Annotated in this window: 14 protein-coding genes; 4 read left to right on the top strand and 10 right to left on the bottom strand. The window is 41.5% G+C overall.

Going from position 1 to position 18,258, the window contains the following annotated elements; all coding sequences use genetic code 11:
- Positions 1–27: 27 nt before the first annotated feature.
- From cobD to pilM, 6 genes are all read right to left on the bottom strand, one after another.
- Positions 28–1,116, bottom strand: a complete 1,089-nt coding sequence (gene cobD, locus ACE1B6_RS03465) for a threonine-phosphate decarboxylase CobD (protein ID WP_413255839.1) — start codon at positions 1,114–1,116, stop codon at positions 28–30.
- A gap of 20 nt (positions 1,117–1,136) precedes the next feature.
- Positions 1,137–1,415: an HU family DNA-binding protein gene (locus tag ACE1B6_RS03460; protein ID WP_413255838.1), complete on the bottom strand. Its 279-nt coding sequence runs from the start codon at positions 1,413–1,415 to the stop codon at positions 1,137–1,139.
- 413 nt (positions 1,416–1,828) lie between these two features.
- Positions 1,829–4,174 carry an AMIN domain-containing protein gene (locus ACE1B6_RS03455; RefSeq protein ID WP_413255837.1) on the bottom strand — a complete coding sequence of 782 codons (2,346 nt, stop codon included), beginning with the start codon at positions 4,172–4,174 and terminating at the stop codon, positions 1,829–1,831.
- A 112-nt stretch (positions 4,175–4,286) separates the two neighbouring features.
- Complete coding sequence (locus ACE1B6_RS03450) at positions 4,287–5,093, bottom strand: pilus assembly protein PilO (protein ID WP_413255836.1); 807 nt, start codon at positions 5,091–5,093, stop codon at positions 4,287–4,289.
- Complete coding sequence (locus ACE1B6_RS03445) at positions 5,090–5,947, bottom strand: PilN domain-containing protein (RefSeq protein WP_413255835.1); 858 nt, start codon at positions 5,945–5,947, stop codon at positions 5,090–5,092. The genes ACE1B6_RS03450 and ACE1B6_RS03445 overlap by 4 nt, the downstream gene beginning before the upstream one ends.
- A gap of 2 nt (positions 5,948–5,949) precedes the next feature.
- A complete protein-coding gene (gene pilM, locus ACE1B6_RS03440; protein ID WP_413255834.1) occupies positions 5,950–7,056 on the bottom strand; it encodes a type IV pilus assembly protein PilM in 1,107 nt (368 codons plus the stop codon).
- Positions 7,057–7,193: 137 nt separating this feature from the next.
- Between pilM and ACE1B6_RS03435 the strand changes: the two genes are divergently transcribed.
- Entirely contained in the window at positions 7,194–8,486 is a 1,293-nt protein-coding gene (locus ACE1B6_RS03435) for an ABC transporter substrate-binding protein (protein ID WP_413255833.1), read from the top strand.
- A 168-nt stretch (positions 8,487–8,654) separates the two neighbouring features.
- Here the strand turns inward: ACE1B6_RS03435 and ACE1B6_RS03430 are convergent, their stop codons facing one another.
- Positions 8,655–9,935 carry a bifunctional folylpolyglutamate synthase/dihydrofolate synthase gene (locus tag ACE1B6_RS03430; RefSeq protein ID WP_413255832.1) on the bottom strand — a complete coding sequence of 427 codons (1,281 nt, stop codon included), beginning with the start codon at positions 9,933–9,935 and terminating at the stop codon, positions 8,655–8,657.
- Positions 9,936–10,163: 228 nt separating this feature from the next.
- Between ACE1B6_RS03430 and ACE1B6_RS03425 the strand changes: the two genes are divergently transcribed.
- From ACE1B6_RS03425 to cysK, 3 genes are all read left to right on the top strand, one after another.
- Positions 10,164–11,555, top strand: a complete 1,392-nt coding sequence (locus ACE1B6_RS03425) for a glutaredoxin domain-containing protein (RefSeq protein ID WP_413255831.1) — start codon at positions 10,164–10,166, stop codon at positions 11,553–11,555.
- A gap of 346 nt (positions 11,556–11,901) precedes the next feature.
- The gene (locus ACE1B6_RS03420; RefSeq protein WP_413255830.1) at positions 11,902–14,571 is read left to right on the top strand and encodes a cyclic nucleotide-binding domain-containing protein; all 2,670 of its coding nucleotides are present in this window, start codon (positions 11,902–11,904) and stop codon (positions 14,569–14,571) included.
- Positions 14,572–14,615: 44 nt separating this feature from the next.
- A complete protein-coding gene (cysK, locus tag ACE1B6_RS03415; protein WP_413255829.1) occupies positions 14,616–15,545 on the top strand; it encodes a cysteine synthase A in 930 nt (309 codons plus the stop codon).
- 67 nt (positions 15,546–15,612) lie between these two features.
- Here cysK and ACE1B6_RS03410 read toward each other — a convergent pair whose 3' ends face one another.
- From ACE1B6_RS03410 to ACE1B6_RS03400, 3 genes are all read right to left on the bottom strand, one after another.
- Positions 15,613–15,807 carry a hypothetical protein gene (locus tag ACE1B6_RS03410; RefSeq protein WP_413255828.1) on the bottom strand — a complete coding sequence of 65 codons (195 nt, stop codon included), beginning with the start codon at positions 15,805–15,807 and terminating at the stop codon, positions 15,613–15,615.
- Positions 15,808–15,821: 14 nt separating this feature from the next.
- Positions 15,822–17,180 (bottom strand): hypothetical protein, encoded by a 1,359-nt coding sequence (locus ACE1B6_RS03405; RefSeq protein WP_413255827.1) that lies wholly within the window; start codon positions 17,178–17,180, stop codon positions 15,822–15,824.
- A gap of 141 nt (positions 17,181–17,321) precedes the next feature.
- On the bottom strand, positions 17,322–18,143 hold the full coding sequence (locus ACE1B6_RS03400; RefSeq protein ID WP_413255826.1) for a hypothetical protein: 822 nt from the start codon (positions 18,141–18,143) through the stop codon (positions 17,322–17,324).
- Between the last annotated feature and the right edge of the window lie 115 nt (positions 18,144–18,258).

Here is an 18,258-nt window from a genome sequence, read left to right as displayed (position 1 = left end):
CTCCCGAAACTCTCCCTAACTCAAAACTCAAAACTTACTCAAAACTTTTGCTAATTCAGTAATTAGACGTTGGTTATCTTTTTCCCAACGTACTGCTACACGAAAATAGCGATCGCCCAATTCAGGAAAACTCAAACAATCCCGAATCAAAATTTGGCTTTCTTTGAGTAATTTTTCTTGCAGTAAAGAAGTAGAAACTGCTGACTTTACCAACAAGAAATTAGCTGCACTTTCGTAAGGTTTTAAACCCGGAAGCTCGGCTAAACCTTGAAATAATTTAATGCCAGATACTTGTAACCAATTCCAAGTTTGCTGTTGAAAAACTCGATCTGCGATCGCCGCTTCAGCTGCCGCTGCTGCTAAAACATTAACGGGCCAAGGGTCACGTTTAGCTTGCCAGCGTTGTAGCCGTTCTGGGTGAGCGATCGCATATCCTAATCGCAAACCCGGTAAACTATAAAATTTAGTCAAACTTCGCAGAATCACCAAATTCGGAAACTCACTCACCCAAGGAATCAAACTTTGCTCTCGATCTGGTGGCAGAAAATCCATAAAAGCTTCATCCACCACCACCAAAGCAAACATTTCCAATAAAGGCAAAATCGCTTCCTGAAAAAACAGTTTACCCGTAGGATTGTGCGGATTATTCAACAGCAAACCATTGTTAAATGATGAGAGAGTTTGCTTTTTCCCATCCAGAAACTCCAGATTAACAACCTCTCCCGCTGCACTTAGCAAAGGATATTCCACAACATTGGCATTAAACCCCTTAAAAGTCCGCCAGTAATCACCAAAAGCTGGCACGATCAGAAAAACCCGATCCAATTCAGACAACTCCCAACCAGCCCAAGTCAGCAACTCCGCCGAACCATTACCCGGAAGAATCCAGTCAGGTGGTACTTGATGCACCGCTGACAAAGATGCTCTTAACTGATGATAATCCGGGTCAGGATAAGCCTTCAGATTTGGCAAGTGCGACTTAATCGCCGCGATCGCTGACTCAGGCGGGCCCAAAGGATTGATACTGGCGGAAAAATCTAAAATAGCATCAGGGGAACAGCCTGCCAGTGCAGCTGCCCAGGCGATATTCCCCCCATGCAGTGGTCGATTGAACAAAGAACCTGTCCTTGTGACGATTATTGAGGCGCGACCTTTTCCTTAAACAGTTTACCTGGAGAAAAAGCCGGAACTTTGGTCGCTGGAATTTCCATTTTATCGCCTGTTTTCGGATTTCGGCCTTCACGAGCTTTCCGTTCCCGAGGTTCAAAAGAACCAAAACCAACTAGCGTTACCTTTTCGCCAGAAGAAACCGCTTCCATGATTGCCTCTAAAGCTGCTGTCAGCACAGCATCAGCGTGTTTCTTGCTTACATTAGCCTTCTCAGCTATTGCATCAACTAATTCACCTTTGTTCATGTTCTTGCTTGAACTCCTTAGAAATCAGCATTTAGTGACTTTTCACCCCATCCATTCCCTTTGGTATGGGGTCGCTTTGAGTAAAAAGACTTATTCACTCAGCAACGAGAGAGGGGTTCAACAAACAAAACGCTGAAATGCCCATCTACCCGATGTTTCACTGCCTTATTCTAAGGTGTACGCGCTGAATATGGAATGGTGAAACCTTTAAGATATATGGATTTCAGGACTTTTTTAAGCAAAAACTTAGATTTTCCATCAGTTTTTCCCGAAAAAATCAAAGCAGTAAAAGTCGTGAAACTCTTACTGCGTAAAGATTAGAAGCTAATTAACTGGAATGAGGATACCAGAGAACAGAAAAATTTAAATTTTCGCAAATTTTCGATTTTTCTGTGCGATCGCCTTTACCATACTTAAGGTTGCTGATTATTATCTGGTGGAGTAAAACCGCGTTGCCGCAACAATTGTTGTACCTCTGGGCTCGGTCGGTAACGATAACCAAAGGGCGCATTACCTGAATCATCCAGAATTTGCGGTGTTAACATCACAATTACTTCATTCCGAGCATTGGTTCTACTTGTACTTCTAAACAAAGCACCCAAAATCGGAATATCACCTAAAAGCGGCACTTTCCTGACTTCTGTACGATCTGAGTCTTGAATAATTCCTGACATAATGAGAGTTTGAGCATCTCGAAGGCGAAGTAACCCAGAGCGCAACTGTCTTTGTTGCAGTAGCGTAATCACTGCACCACCAGTCAGGGTGATCTGAGAACCGGGCGCACTGACGGTGGGATTAACAAACAAAGTCACAAAACCATTATCATCGATGCGATCGACTCGGATTTCTAAATTCAAACCCGCATTGCCCTTTTCAAACCTTTGAGTCGGAATAATAATACCACCCACATTTTCCCGTTCTGTGATTACGTTTGTAATTACTTCCTCACCCAAGTTCACAGAAGCTGTTTCACCTTCTTGAATTACCAATGTGGGATCGCTGAGGATTTTGCCATTACCACTAGTAATTTGCGCCTGCAATAATCCTAATAACCGAGTCGGGAACTGGAACAGCTGAGGTATGGTCTGTAAACCAGACGTAGCATTGGTTCCTGGTTGTAGGGGATTAATATTTGTCCCAAATGGAGGACGGGATAAGTTACCAAACGGAAAATTCGGATTTCCTGAACTTTGGGGAAATCCTGTACTGCGACCAAAAGGAGAATTTGGTTGAGCATCTAAGAACGGTATAACTGGAGTTTCAGTTTGAGGTAAGAACTGAGTATCACCAATAATGGGCGGACTAAATTGACTTTCTCTAGTCTGAGTTATGGTTGGTGGTCTCACCCGACCAAAGTTCAGGGCTGCGGCTCCATTATCAAAAGTAAAGAAGGCTCCGCCAACTCCAAAGGAGAAACTAGAACCCGCAAAATCTGAGTTATTTAAGTTGACATCAATAATTTTGACGTTAACTGCAACTTGCCGACGACGGGCATCTAGTTGAGTTAAAAAAGCTGTAGCAATTTCTACCTTTCGGGGGTCGCCTACCAAAGTAATTGAGTTTAGGCGCTCGTTAGTCAACACAGACAAACCCGAAAGAATTAACGGCCCAACACCTCTTTGTGCCCGCAAAACTTTAATATCTGGTTCTCTAATTTCTACAGTTCTCGCAGCTGCACCTTCCCCAATGGTATTAATTTGTACCCGTTCGATCGGTAATTGAGTTTCCGCACCTTGAGCAGTTAAGAAGTTAGCGGCAGTTGCAGCCGGAACCTGGTTCAGTCGCAGACTCCGCACAATAATATTACTAGCGGCTTCTGGTAAATTACTGCCAACAAAAATCGTATTTCCACTGCGGTTAGCTTGCAGTCCTGTAATTCGCAATACATAGTTGAAAACTTCTTGTAGCGGTTCGTTTTCAATATCTAAAGAAATTGTCGAATCCAGAGAAGCAGCTGCACCTTGTTGTCCTGGTTGCTGTTGCGCCTGTTGTCCGGGTCCCCCTGGTTGCGGAGTCAAAAATACTACGTTGCGATTAGCAGCACGGGCTAACAAAGATAATACTTCTCTGACTGGTGCATCTCGCAATAACAATCGTGGCACCCGTTCCGCTGTTCCCAAATCAATGACGCTGGCAGTAGAATTTATTTCCGAAACGGCAATATCTCCCACCGGGGGGGCAACTGCTCTAGGCAGGAAAGGTGGGGCAGGACTCACTGGTTGTACTGCTCCCGCTGCTGGTGCTGGACCACCTTCGTAAGTAACTCTGGGATTAGGAACTAAAGGTGTTTGATTTGCCGGGGCTTGAGCAGTTACCGGATTATTTGGTGCGGGTGTTCTCGCTGCTGCACCACCGCCCATGTTGAAACTAAAGGTAATGCCGTCGCTTTGTTTGGCAGCCACTTCTCCTGTAGGGGCGGCACTTTCTCCTGTAACTTGTAACCGGATACTATTGGGAGCCAGTTGAGTTACTGTAACTGCGGCAATCCCTGGTGCTGGGTTTTGCTGATTAAATTGCTCTCCTTGGGGTAAACGTAGCTGAGTGTTGGTAATATCGGCTACAAAAACATTTTGACGATTGACGGTAAATATTTGGGGGCGATCGCCTTCCTTAGTCTCCAATATTACCTGTACACTATTACCTACTGGCTGTACTTTTACTCCTGTCACCTGGGTAGGAGCCGCCCATACAGGTTGTGTGGCTAAGAGAACCGCCGTTCCCCCAAATAACAATCCACCGAGTCCTTGATTATACTTCACCCTTGCCTCCTCACACTAACAAGTTGACTGACTCTGGTTATTTATTATGGCTATCGTTAACTTACGCTTGCTTATAGCATCTCAATTGCCAACAAGCAATAGAGAGAGCTACTTAGGGACTAGGAGTTGCTCCCGGACTAGGAGTTCCTTCTGTACCTGATGCTGGTGGTTGTACCGATTTTTGTTCTTCTTCGGTCAGCGGTCTGAGCATATTTAATTTAAAAGAAGTTGTAATACTCGTTGCTGGTTTACCGATCGGAACTATTTGACCCTGCTGCTGATCTATTACTATTTTTTGGAAAGAACCATCTAACAAGGTTTTAAAGTTATTTGCTACCAAGAGATTTTTTTGCCGTTCTAAGTCCAGCAAAAATAATCTAGTTTGATCGAAAGTCCCTTGCATTTCTACTTCATATACCTGACGGTATATTTGGTTATTTGCTTGGGCACCAAAAGCACCATCATTAACAATACCAGAAGCACCTGGATCTGGATCAAATTTAGTTAATTTAGCCTTAATATCTTCAGGTTTCAGGTTGCTATTTCTAGCTTCTATTCGCTTGTTTAAATCAAGGAGCAAAGTTTTTACGCTTTGTTCGTTACCAAATAATGTTGCAACTGCATTTCTTTGTTGTTTGGCTTCATTTCTGTCGGCAACTGCTTTTTGCATTAACTCAGGAAAGTTTTTTTGAGCTTGTAGTTCTGATTCTTTTTGAGCCAGGTCTGCTCTCAGTTCATCATTTCTTTGCATGACTGGCATCACAAATTGATAGAACAGATACCCAGCTGCACCTAATCCTAAAACTGCAATTAAGGCACCAATTACAGGTGGAGTCAGTTGAATCCCAAAAAGACTAGTAGAACCACCATTTTCAGTTGTCTGTTGTTCTGAACCATCAAAAGTAAAATCACCGTTCATTTTTTAATAACTCCTTGTTGCTTCAGGGCTTCAATGCGAGATGTTAATCCTAAATCACCCAAACCATTTAATTGTGGTAGTAATTGGGAACTAGTTTTGTCACTCAGACTAGTCTCAAGTTTAAATTGCACTACTTTCGGTAATTCTGGGATGGGAAAATTGTTACTGCCGGATTGTGAGCTATTAGGATTTCGTTCTAACTTAATGGGGTTATCCACTAATCTAGCTGTAATTAAGCGAGTTTGTTGATTATTGAGAAATGCCGATCGCTGCAAAGTTAATATCAAGTCATTCACATTATTAAATGACCTAGCTATTCCGGTAATTTCTACTTTGTCTTGCGGGGCAACTGCTGAAGCATTAGCGGTAGTAGTTGTAGTAGTTGTATTTCTAGTGGTTGGCGGATTAGGTACATTTTGACAACCGCCCGAAGAAGAAGAGGTACTAACTGGAACTTGAGCAATACAAGTAATTTGAATTCCCGGTGGCACTCTTTCGCTAATATCTTTAACCATTGCTGACCAAGGTCTAATTTGCTCAAACACGCTCGCTAATGCTTGAGTTTGTTGCTTATATAAATCAGTTTCTTGGCGAACTGTTTTTAATTCTCCTTGTTCTTTAGCAGCTTTATCCAAATCAGCTTGCACTTCCGCTATTTTCGTTTCTAAGTTACCTTGTTCTGATTGTTGCCACCACCAAAAACCACCTACTGCTAAGGGCAGAAAAACACCAGCAACAATCCCAGCAACTAGCGGAACATTACTGCCGACATTAAGTTTTTTCTTTTGTTTGTTCTGCTCTGGTTTAACAAACTCAGGCCGATCTTTCAGAAAATTAATATCTAAACTGTACACTCTTAAACCTCCCTAAGTCCTAAGCCTAAAACCACCCCTAAACCAGGTCGTTGTACTGGAGCAATTTCTTCTCCAACTTCTAAAGATAGTGCTGCTACTGGGTCTACTTGAATAGTAGGCAAACTCAACCTAGATGTAAAAAATTCATCTAGTTGACCAATACCACCACCGGGTCCTGCTAATAGTAATTGTGCCACTTCTAAGTTGTTACTTTGATTTAAATAAAAATCGATCGAGCGCCGCAATTCATCGGCTAATTCCCCCAATACTCTCAGCATAGCTGCCATTCCCGGATTAATCCCCGTCGAACCAGTGCGAACGCTATCTGGCGGTGTGGAAGGAATAGTCATACTTTTCAAGAAATCGGTATTTCTGGTACTCGGTAAATTCATCGCTCGATTTAGGGCACTTTGAATTTGGAACATTCCGATCGCCACCGTCCGGGAAAATTGAGGTACTCCATCTACGATAATCGCAATTTCTGTACTTTCAAATTCCACATCTACTAATACAACCGCTTCTTGAGGAGAAAACTGGCGTAATTGTTCCCTAATTGTCCGAATTAGTGCAAAACTATTAATCTCTAAAACATCAAGATCTAAACCTGCTTGTTTAAAGGTCTCGGTGTAAGTATTGGTGACATCCTCCCGTACTGCTGCTAACAGCACTTGCACTTTTTCAATTCCATCCTCATCCGTGAAGAAACCGAGTTTTTGATAATCCACATCAGCTTCTTCTCGCGGAAAAGGCAAATACAAACCTGCCTCATGATCTAATACCATGCTGCGGAGTTCTTTATCATCCAATTCCGCGGGAACTGGTATGATTCTAACAATTGCTCCCGCTGCTCCCGGTACAGCACTGGCAACTTTTGTTACCTTAATCTTTTTTTCTGACAATGCCGTTTGAATGATTTCTGCCATTGTCGGCGGGTCAGTAATCATTCCCTCTTGGAAAACTCCTTCCGGCACCTCTACTGAATGCAAGGTACTTAATTTATAGCCATGTCCTTGTTTCCGCAGTTGGGCAATATTTACCCTTTCTGGGCCTAATTCAATGCCAATCCCTGGTTTACGCTTGGAAAATAGATTACTTACGAAGTTAACCACTGTTGTAGTCCGTTTTGTGTCAAGGTTTAAGAGCAACCACAAGAAGAAAAATGATTGATTGAAATAATTTAATATACCTGCTACCCAATTTAGTCTAGGATTACCACATTTGTCCTGAAAGTGCGATCGAGATTAACATGATTCCACATCAAAATTGGAAACGTTTCGGTGTTTTTGCTTTGTTAGGGTTATTGCTCAGCTGGATTGTCAGTTGTAGTACTGGCAATGTGAGCAGTAACTCAACTACATCTGGTCGTCAGGAAGTGGAATTCTGGACGATGCAGTTACAGCCGCAGTTTATCGACTACTTTAACCAGCTTATAGCGAGTTTTGAGGCTGAAAATGCAGGTGTCAAGGTGCGTTGGGTAGATGTACCGTGGAATGATATGCAAAGTAAGATTTTAACAGCGGTTTCTGCTAAAACTGCCCCGGATGTAGTAAACTTAAACCCGGATTTTGCTGCTCAATTAGCTGCCCGTAATGCTTGGCTGGAATTAGATGGTAAAATTCCTCAGCCTTTGCGCCAGTCCTATTTACCAAATATTTGGCAAGCTAGCACTTTTAACGGGAAGAGTTTTGGCATTCCTTGGTATTTAGCAACTCAAATAACTATTTATAACAAAGATTTGCTCCAACGGGCAGGTATTAATAAATCTCCCGCTACTTACGCGGAGTTAGCACAAGTAGCGAAACAAGTAAAGCAAAAGACGGGTAAGTATGCTTTTTTTATTACTTTTGTCCCGGAAGATTCGGCGGAGGTCTTAGAATCTTTAGTGCAAATGGGTGTAAAGTTGGTGGATGCTCAAGGAAAAGCGGCGTTTAATTCTCCTGAAGGTCAGGCAGCTTTCCAGTATTGGGTAGATTTATATAAACAAGGTTTGTTGCCCAAGGAAGTTTTAACTGAAGGTCACAGAAAGGGAATTGAACTTTATCAGGCTGGAGAAACGGCAATTTTAGTTACGGGTGCTCAGTTCCTGAATACTATTACTAAGAATGCGCCGGAAATTGCCAAGGTTTCAGCTACTGCACCTCAAATTACTGGGAACACTGGCAAAAAAAGTGTAGCGGTGATGAATTTAGTAATTCCCCGCAATACCGATCGCGCGGATGCTGCTTTGAAGTTTGCTTTGTTTGTCACTAATGACCAAAATCAATTGGCTTTTGCTAAACAAGCTAATGTTTTACCTTCTACGGTTCAGGCTTTAGCAAATCCCTATTTTCAATCTGTTGCTGCTAATTCTTCGGCTGTCGATCGGGCGCGTGTAGTCAGTGCCAGTCAAATGAAACAGGCGGAGGTACTAATTCCAGCAATTAAGAATGTCAATGTGTTGCAACGCTTAATTTACGATAATTTACAAGCGGCAATGTTGGGGGAAAAGTCGGTAGATCGCGCTTTATCTGATGCGGCGACGGAATGGAATCAAAATTAGGTAAGTGGTTGCCAAAAGTGGGTTTTTGGTGTATATTTTAATAATGGAAATCTGTGCGCCCATATATACTGGTTTAATAAACAATTAAACCATGTTTAAAACAAATATAAGGCAAATTTCCTAAATTGACAAGAATTAGGAAAAAGAAAGGGTTGAGAGAGGGAAATTTCAGAGAGATTTTTGAGTGAGTTGGAAGAAGTAACCCAGGAGATAGAGAGAACCGCATAAAACAGTTAAACCTGGATTTGAAGTCAGAGCAACTTCCAAAGCGGAGGTAAGATTGGGATAAGTTTGAATTAAAGATAATTGGGGACAAAGCTGTTGAGCGAGAGATGCTAAATCTTCAGGGTTAGCGGAAGATTGATCGGGAACAGGAACGAGAAGTAATTGGTCATTTGGTTGGAGTAAAGCTTGAAAGACATCGGCATGATCTTTAGTAGAAAGCATACCGATAATCCAAGTTACGGATTGAGGATTGAGACTATTAATATAGTGACGGAGAGCGATCGCAGCTGCCGGATTATGAGCCCCATCTATTAATATGCGATGACCTTGCCAATTAACCCATTGCAACCTTCCCGACCATTGAGCATTTCCCATACCAGAAACAATAGCTTCTGAAGAAATTTCCCAACCTTGCTTTTGGAGGAATTGCAGAGCAGCGATCGCCAAAGCCGAATTAGACAATTGAAACTCACCCAACAAACCCAAAGGAAACTCAATCCCCTCATACTCAACCCATCTTTCTTCCTCTTCCCTTCGTGTCCTTCGTGTCTTCGTGGTTCCCAATTCTTTAGCCGCCTTTGGGAAAACCGAAGGACAATTTAACTCTTGAATTTTTTGTTTTACAACTGCCATTGCATCCGGGGGTAACTGACCGATAACAGCCGGACAATTAGGTTTTAAAATCCCCGCTTTTTCGCCAGCGATCGCCGCCAAAGTTGAACCTAAAACCTGCCAATGTTCGCGACTAATAGAAGTGATGACAGTGACTAAAGGGCGATCGCAAACATTAGTAGCATCCAACCTACCGCCCAACCCCACTTCAATCACGGCAATATCGACCTTTTGTTGAGCGAAATATAACCAAGCAGCAGCGGTAATTACCTCAAACTGAGTTGGAGATTCAGAATCTAAATCAATAGCAGACTTAACTTGTAAAATTAGCGATTCCAACTCCGCCAAAGGAATAGGTTTTTCATTGATACAAATGCGTTCATTCCAACTAATTAAATGGGGAGAAATGTAACGACCGACGCGATAACCTGCGGCGGTGAGTACCGAAGAAAGATAAGCACAAACGGAACCTTTGCCATTAGTTCCAGCGACGTGGATAATGGGAACTTGACGATGAGGATTGCCTAAATTAGCGAGTAACTTTTCGATGCGTTCTAAACCTAGATTAACGCCGAAGTGATGGAAAGGTTGGAGGAGAGAATCGATTGACACGGTGGAGTTTTGTTAAGAGGTTAATAAACGTTTGTGGCTAAACCTAAAGATATCTAAGATTTTATGGTCGCTCTGTGAATATCTTGGGAAAAAAATCCTAAATTTTCGGCTTTTGGCAGAATTATAGTATAGGCTCAAAATATAGTTTTTAGCAATTATTTCTGGCAGATCGTTTAAGAACAGTTCAAACAATAAGCCAGTTAATTTTCTTTTTTCTTACTAATACCAATGAATCTTCAGCATTTATTCAAATCGATTTTAGTGGTTATCCTAGCCATTTGCCTCTGGATAGGATTCCCCGCTGGGGTACAAGCTGGTGAAACAGTCCTGAATGTTTACTTTTTTCATAGTGAAACTTGCCCTCACTGTATTCGCCAACGACCGTTAATGGAAAGCATCGATCGCTATAACAATGATATCGATGTGCATTTTATCGAAGTTAACCAAGACCCGAAAACTTGGCAGAAATTTAGAGAACGTTATCACATCAATTCTGGGGCAGTTCCTCGTACCTTTATCGGAGATAAATCCTTTATTGGTTACAGTGAAGGTGACGGATCTTTAGAGTATAATTCAGCTTACTCTGGGTATATTGGGTATCGCAATCAAATTATTCAGGCGATCGCTGATGCGGTTGGTCATGAGGTATCTCTTCAGAAAGCGATCGAACAACCAAAATTTCAATTTCCTTGGTGGGTTTTAGGATTACCCATACTCTACCTTTTAAGTTTTTTGCCACTCAAACCTTGGTTAAAAACAGCGTCAGCAAAAAGGTATTGGTTTGGCGGATTTGCTGCTATGTGCATCGTGAGTTTGTTTTTGATCGTTCATTTAACACCAGATGTGGCGATCGAAACTTTCGCCCGCGGACTTCCTTTTCCACTTTTCGTTTCTACGATCGCTTTAGCAGATGGATTTAATCCTTGTGCTTTCACGGTACTAATTATTTTACTCTCTTTGCTTACCCATACCAAAAGTCGGCGAGACATGGCTTTAGTGGGAGGAACATTTATCATTACCTCAGCGGTGATGTATTTTCTGTTCATCATGGTGATGATCGGACTAGGTTCTGTCTTACTCGAACAGTATGGAAAGCTGTTTATACTTATATTGGGAAGTGGAATTGCGATCGCAGGAATCGTCAATATCAAAGATTATTTCTGGTTCAAACAAGGTATTTCCCTATCATTATCTGAATCACAACAACGCAAGATTAGCCAGAAAGCCGGACAAATTGTTCGCTCTTTAAGAGAGTCTACCACAAGTCGAATGCGTTTTTTAACTGCTCTGGGCGGCACGATTTTACTGGCAATTTTTGTGAACATTATCGAATTAGGTTGCACTGCGATTTTACCAGCAATTTATATGACCGCCTTAGTTAACTATTGTGCCACAAATTCCGGCGGAGTTTCTATGCAGTGTTATTCGGTTTGGACAGCACTTTATGCGGTAATTTATGTTATTCCCTTGCTGCTGATTTTGAGCAATTTTATCTATTCCTTTGAGTCATCTCGCTTGACGGAAACTCAGGGGAGAAGACTCAAACTTGCGGGAGGTTTGTTCATGCTATTTTTTGGACTGGTGATGATCTTCCGACCGGGATTGTTAATAGTTGGCTGAGCGTGGAGTCAACAGCTGATTAATCAGATTAAATAATCAGGATAGCGATCGCAGCTACCGCAGGATCGGGAATATTCCCATCTGATTTTTGGAGTAGTGGAAGGGCTAGCGATCGCTAAAAAATTTTAGGTAATTTTAAGAACTAATTAAGACTAACTTAAAGGCATAATGTATAATAAAGATATAATTAATAATGTGTTTAAACAGAAGTATAGTAAAAGAATTAGATAATAAAGGATAAACATCTGGGACTAAATACAGTTCACAGAAATGAGATTTGCTATGACCATGAACTGAAATTGTAGCAACCTAGCTGCCTGATTCCTTATATTAGGAGATGAGTTAGATGAAACTTGGATCAAGATTAAGTGAAAAAGCTATTTGCCCGGAACCACTACAACCCTCATCTCCCATTTCCCAAGAGAATCAAAATCAAGAACTGGTAAAGGAATGTAGCGATTGGTTAAGCTTTCATCGAACTTGGGGAAAACTGAAAGATGAAACATTGCAGGCGATCGCCCAATGCTTTCAACTTTTGAAAATAGAACCATCAACAGCGATTTACGAAGAAAATCAAACCCCAGTGGGAGTTTATCTTCTCAAATGGGGCTCAGTGGAGATTTACCGCCTTTCCCTGATTGGCAAATCTCATATTAAATATCGCAGTGCCGGGGAATTGTTTGGTTACGTTCCATTAATAGGCGATTCAGAAAATGGTACTTATCAAGCAAGTGCGATCGCCATCAGTAAAAGCGAGATTTGGTTTTTGTCGCGTTCAGACTTTCAGCAACTACTCAGTAAATATCCCGAAATTCAAGGAACAATCAATAGCTTCTTAGCCCAAGATTTAAAAGAATTTGCCCAACGCACAACCAAAGAACAATTGCGAATTTCTGGACTGCAACCTTATTTGCATTCCGTCCCCCAAGAAGAAGAGATTTTAGGCAGTAGTAAAGCCACCCAAAAATTGAAGCAACAGATAGAAAATGCAGCCAAAAACTTAAAACCCGTAGTTTTCCAAGCCGCACCAGGAACCGGAAAAACCTTTTTAGCTAGTTTGATTCATGCCCATTCTGGGCTAGCAAACCAGCCCTTTGCAGAAATTGATTGCGCCACCCTGTCCCAAACTGAAACAGGTGAATTAAACACCGATCCGCTATTTGGAAAAACTGGGAAATGTTTAGGAGTGTTGGAACTTTTAGAACGAGGTACATTGTTAATTAGTAATGTGCAAATTTTGTCGAAAGTAGATAGCGATCGCTTAATTGATTACCTAAAAACCGGACTTTTAGTTCCCAATTCTGCCGACAAAAACCTAGAAAGTCAAGCCATCCAATCTTGGGTAAGACTAATTTTAGCATCCCCCAATAAACTCAACCTCCCCGAAGTCGAAGTCAACGAAATTAAACTATTCAACCTCCAACAGCGGAAAGCAGACATTCCCGAATTTGCCGACTATTTTCTCTTAAAATTTTCCCAAGAGCAGTGCCGTCCAAAATTAGAAATCGATCGGGCAGATTTGCGGCGTTTGATTAGCTACAACTATCCCGGCAACCTGACAGAATTAGCGGCAATTCTGAAGCGGGCAATTACCATGACCCCCAAAGAACAAACTACTATACCAGAACAGGTACTTTGGTCGGTACAATCAGATACTAATACCTTTAGAATTGACCTGCTGAATCAATGGCCTTGGCTACGAAAATTCCTTCTTAGTCGTTGGTATCCCGAAGCAATTTGGGTAGTGATGATGGTAATTTTTGTCCCGGTCACGATCGCAGGTTTCATCAGTCCCCAAGACCGCAGCAGTAACATCATCCTTAACTTATTTTGGGCTTGGTGGTGGCCTGTTTATTTATTTTTGTTTCCCTTTGTCGGTCGCCTTTGGTGTGCAGTTTGTCCATTTATGATTACAGGAGAATTGATTCGCCGACTCTCCCTGTGGATTTTCCCACGAAAATTGCTACCTTGGCCTACAAAATGGTTAAATCGCTGGGGTGCTTATGTATTATTTGCGGGGTTCGTGATAATTTATCTTTGGGAAAAGCTTTGGGATTTACCCAATACCGCCTATCTTTCCGCTTGGTTACTGATTGCAATTACGGCTGGGGCAGTTATTGGTAGTTTAATTTATGAGCGTCGCCTTTGGTGTCGCTATTTGTGCCCAATTGGAGGCATGAATGGGATGTTTGCTAAACTTTCGATTGTGGAGTTGCGATCGACTCAACAAGTCTGCGGTAGTCAGTGTAGCACCTTCGGTTGTTTCAAAGGTAGTCCTGCCACTCCGGTTAATTTTGCCGATGCTTTACCCACAGAAGGACAAGAAACCGAAGGCTGTCCTCTCTATTCCCATCCCGCCCAATTGCAGGATAACCGAGATTGTGTGTTGTGTATGACTTGTCTGAAAGCTTGTCCTAACCGTTCAGTGCAACTAAATTTAAGGTTTCCCACAGCAGATTTACTCGCACAGCATCAGGGATTTTGGGCAGAAGTGGCGCTATTATTGCTACTGTTAGGTGGAGCTTGTATGCACCATGCTGACAAAATTTTGAGCCTTGTTGGTTTGGGGGATTTAGCGATCGATTCTGAGCATTTACTGATTGCTTTACCTGTAGTTATTTTACTTTTAAGTATTCCAGCAATTTTAACTTATTTAACTCATGCGATCGCTAGGGTTTTTGATAGTCGTCTCCCCAATTACCTAACAGTTATTTACGCCTATCTTCCCTTTACTTTGGGAACCAACCTTACCCATTATATTCCATCAGGAATCACAGAAGCGGGGCAAATTCTCCCGGTTTTGGCTCGAACTTTGGGTTATAGCGGCAATGGTTTACCTACCCTAACCTGGAGTCCTGATGTTGCTGCCTTTCTTCAAGGTGTAATACTGCTTTCTAGTCTGGCTTTTAGTGCTTATTTTCTCATGCGAATTACCCAAAGTTCTTGGCTGAGTAATTTACCGCATTTACTGTTATTAACTGCCATGACTATTGCCTGTTTTTGGTTAATGGTCTAGACTGAATTCCTTAATTTTAATCTTTCTTTATTGCCTAAAACATAATGCGTATTCACACCAACATTACTGAAGTCATTGGTTGTACATCTCTGGTAAAACTTCAGCGATTGCCTCAACAATTTGGCTGCCTTGCAGATATTGTCCTGAAACTTGAAGGGATGAATCCAGCCAAATCAGTAAAAGATCGAATTGCCGTGAGTATGATCGTCACAGCAGAAAAAGCCGGACTAATTCAACCTGGGATCTCAACTATTGTAGAGGCGACATCTGGTAATACAGGTATTGGGTTGGCAATGGTATGTGCGGCTAAAGGGTATCGATTAATTCTAACTATGCCGGAAAATATGAGCCGGGAACGCCAACAAATTGTCCAAGCTTATGGTGCCCAAGTGATGCTAACTCCGGCAGTATTAGATATGGCAGGAGCGATCGCACTAGCTAACGAATTATTAGCTTCCACCCCTAATGCCTTCTCTCCTCAACAATTCAGCAATCCCGCTAATCCCAAAATTCATTATGAAACTACCGGGCCGGAAATCTGGCGCGATACAGATGGTAAAATCGATCTATTGGTTGCAGGAGTTGGTACAGGCGGTACTTTGACTGGTGCCGGACGTTATCTCAAACAGCAAAAACCCGAATTGCAAATTATCGCAGTAGAACCTGCTACCAGTGCTGTTCTGAGCGGTAAATCCCCCGGACTTCACAACCTGCAAGGAATTGGTGCTGGCTTTATCCCCGATGTTCTCCGCGTTGATTTGATTGATGAGGTAATCATTGTTACCGACGAACAGGCTTACGACTTAGGGCGAAGGTTAGCCAGAGAAGAAGGTATCATTAGCGGTATTTCAACGGGTGCGGCGCTTTATGCAGGATTGGAGGTAGGAAAGCGATCGCAAAATCAAGGCAAACTGATCGTTATCGTTCAACCTAGTGCAGGTGAACGCTATCTCAGTACTCCCTTGTGGGCTTAACTTTGCAGCCTGAAAAACCTGTTGTGCAGTCAGATTTAACTCAGGAAAAGTTGGTGATTCAGGAAGATTAAATGGGGAGAGCGATCGCATTTTCTTGGGGAAGATTAGCGATCGCCAGCAGAGACAGATTGACAAAAACAAAAAGATATGTTCTGTGTAGGGGCGAAGCATTCGGGCGACAATTTATTGTCCAAAACCCAAGATTTTCTTCCCGAATGCTTCGCCCTGCCGGGGCTTGTGCAACAAACCACATTTGGTTCATTTTGTCAAATACTTCTACTGGACTGGCGCTCTAGCTTCTACCATTGCCAGAAAACTACCCCATTTTTGCTCTTTCTGCGCCGCCGCCGCTAAAGCTTTCTCCTGCTTTTCATAAGAATCAAAAAGTTGTTGAGCTAACACAGGTGTTTGTCGTTTTGCTGTTTCGATTGAAGGTGCAGAGGCAATGTTAGATGATATTTTATCGTATGTGTTTTTTGCTGCTATTTTATATTCGTGAGAAACAGTATTAAGTGCCACCCATTCAGAAAGGTTTTTTACAAACAGCAGCATAAACTTATCATTAGTGTATTCTTCTATTATCTGCTGTTCAGACAAAGAGTTTTTTTGAATATCTTCAAAAGAACTGGCGAAGCCTGAATTTTCAAGTTGCTCACAGTATATCTGAATGCTACGCCAGAACAATGTTGTCCTCTTCAATGCTGCTACAATTATTGAGAGTGCGCGAACTGCATACTCAAAAGTTTTAACACCTCTGGCTGCATCAGAAATTGCACTTTGCGCTTTGGAAATTTCGTAGGCATATAATTTAATATCGTTCAAATTCTTCGTCATTTCCTGCCGATATTCTTGTGATTTCCGATTGTAAGTCGTATGGGTTTCACGGAGAGCTTCTTCTTTTGGATCTCGGACAACTATTCCGCAAGCATTAGCAACAGTTTTAACAGCACCGATAAACCAGCCATCCTGTAGTTTGGCTACGCTAGCGTAATATTCTCTCGTCAGATTAGCCAAGCTTTTCTCTAGGTCGTCTCGTAGCACCTTAGCTGCTGCTTCCTTGCTTTCAAACTCTTTCAACTTTTCAATCAGATCTGATTTCTCGGCGATAGTAAGATTTTTTATATTAATAGCATCTTCATTTACAAGTTGCGACTGACTACAAAGCTCCTCAATCTGCTGTGCTAATTTTTGGGCTGCGTCAGCCATATCTTGGGCAATTTGACCACAATATTTAAATTGAATCTTGGCTAACTTTTCTTTACGAGCTAATAGCAACCCGTAAATTTTGATGAGAGTTTTACCAACTTCTTGGGACTGAATTCCAAAAATGTCAAGTGTTGTCACGCAATCACCAGAAATATCCAGCAGGGATTTCTGCAATCTAGATATCTTTGCTTGAACTGCTGTTTCGGCTAAAGCGTTGTATGCTAGAAATATGAAATCGGCTGCATTTGTCAAGTTCCACACCAGGGAATCAAAATATAATTCTCCTAAAATATCCTGGCAGGATTCTAGTACCAACTGACTGGTTATTGCTGGCAGACTGTTTACAGAGTATTGTTCTGTTTTATTGTTCAGGGAAAGCGCAATAGTTCCTGCTGTTGAGTTACTTTCAACAATTGTGATTTCATTCATATTATTACTCTGTTGATAGGGGGGTTAACTTGCTTGTTACTATCTAGCCAAGTTTGGGTTTGGATACTGAATACCGAATCGCTCAATCAGCGTTATAGCTATTTTTAGTATATTATATAGCTCACTGATTTCTCTGTTTGATTAAGCTAAATTCTCTGTAATATTCGTGAGAAATTGTTTTAGTTCTTCAATCTCAGCCAACATATCTTTATCACTGAAAGACTGAATCTCAGCAGCATACTGTTTGACTTTAACAACTTTGTTACTAGCTAATTTTATTCTTTTTCTCAAATTATCATACAATCTAGATATCTGTTTGTAACTTACTAATTGTGTGGAAATCTCCTTACTATATATTTCCCACTCTCTTTTCACTTCTTCTGTTGGCTTAATCTTACTTTGAAGCGATTCTATTTCTTTCTCTAAATTTCTTATCGTTTCTCGTATAGGTAAAACCAATGCTCCAAAGCTGTCACTAAGAATTGTGTCTGTTGGTAATTGGTATACGGGCAATCCGTATCTATTTATTATTTCTCGATCATATTTATCTTCTAGAAGGTCTACTTGTTGTCTCAGGCTTGCCAATTTTTGTTTATCTTCATTTGGCTGGTTGATTGCGTTGAGTAGCGATTCTAGTTGACCCTGAAATACATCGCTATACTGCTTGTAATCTTTGGCATTCTTCTCTAGCGTAGTTTGAGTCATTTGTAAGTTCTCATCTATGCTTTGTAGGAGTTCCTGTCCAAAATCGTAATTTTGATTGGGAAGTAGTTCAACAATCGGCAGTACGCTATTATTAATAATTGCCCGAACTTCAGATACGTAGGGTTTTATCCCGACATTGTAATCTAACGCCAATGCTGGTGTTGGCACAAAAAGAAAGATAGAAAAAATCAAAACTAATAAGCTTTTACCGATCAACTTAGCTTTACTTAGTAGGCTTTTGTTGGTTAAAAATCTCATGTTTTTACTCTGGTATTTTAAGGTTTTAGAACTTGAATTCTTGAGTTTTGAGAGGATATAAGTACCTAAGCAAAATTTTTGTACATCTTATTTGCCTGTAGCTCTGATCCAATCA

The organism is Floridaenema fluviatile BLCC-F154, from assembly GCF_041929135.1.
In the GTDB taxonomy this organism is placed as follows: Bacteria; Cyanobacteriota; Cyanobacteriia; order Cyanobacteriales; family Aerosakkonemataceae; genus Floridanema; species Floridanema fluviatile.
Note: the sequence above shows the minus strand (reverse complement) of the source record. Positions and strands in the feature narration are given on the sequence as shown.

Bases quoted from the DNA above. Each gene is read 5' to 3' on its own strand.
- ACE1B6_RS03460 (WP_413255838.1), bottom strand. From the start codon at position 1,415: ATGAACAAAGGTGAATTAGTTGATGCAATAGCTGAGAAGGCTAATGTA.
- ACE1B6_RS03450 (WP_413255836.1), bottom strand. From the start codon at position 5,093: ATGAACGGTGATTTTACTTTTGATGGTTCAGAACAACAGACAACTGAA.
- ACE1B6_RS03435 (WP_413255833.1), top strand. From the start codon at position 7,194: ATGATTCCACATCAAAATTGGAAACGTTTCGGTGTTTTTGCTTTGTTA.
- ACE1B6_RS03425 (WP_413255831.1), top strand. From the start codon at position 10,164: ATGAATCTTCAGCATTTATTCAAATCGATTTTAGTGGTTATCCTAGCC.
- ACE1B6_RS03420 (WP_413255830.1), top strand. From the start codon at position 11,902: ATGAAACTTGGATCAAGATTAAGTGAAAAAGCTATTTGCCCGGAACCA.
- cysK (WP_413255829.1), top strand. From the start codon at position 14,616: ATGCGTATTCACACCAACATTACTGAAGTCATTGGTTGTACATCTCTG.
- ACE1B6_RS03410 (WP_413255828.1), bottom strand. From the start codon at position 15,807: ATGAACCAAATGTGGTTTGTTGCACAAGCCCCGGCAGGGCGAAGCATT.
- ACE1B6_RS03405 (WP_413255827.1), bottom strand. From the start codon at position 17,180: ATGAATGAAATCACAATTGTTGAAAGTAACTCAACAGCAGGAACTATT.
- ACE1B6_RS03400 (WP_413255826.1), bottom strand. From the start codon at position 18,143: ATGAGATTTTTAACCAACAAAAGCCTACTAAGTAAAGCTAAGTTGATC.